General features: G+C 68.3%; 1 pseudogene. It reads right to left on the reverse strand.

Annotated elements, in window-relative coordinates:
* Positions 1-268, reverse strand: a pseudogene (locus EXE44_RS19060) (cation-transporting P-type ATPase); the annotation flags it as partial.

A 268-nucleotide genomic window follows, 5' to 3' on the forward strand; every position in this document is an offset into this window, starting at 1 on the left:
TCACGACCGGCAGCTGACCGAACCCCCGAGCGTCGGCGACCCGAGACCTGATGTCGTCGTCGACGGTCCATCCCCGCTCCGCGAACAGGTCGAGGTTCCCGACGAGATACGACGTGTCGCCGATCACGCCTTCGATACCGGACCGATGGGTCGTGAACTCGCGTATCCGATCGCCGCCTTCCGTTCCGGTGGCGTCGTCCGCCGAGTCCGACTGATCCCCCGTGTCGTCGCCCCCGTCCCTGCCGGCGAACGCCGTCGCGATCGGGTA

The sequence above is a fragment of the Halorubrum sp. SS7 genome, assembly GCF_005435055.1.
GTDB lineage: Archaea > Halobacteriota > Halobacteria > Halobacteriales > Haloferacaceae > Halorubrum > Halorubrum salinarum.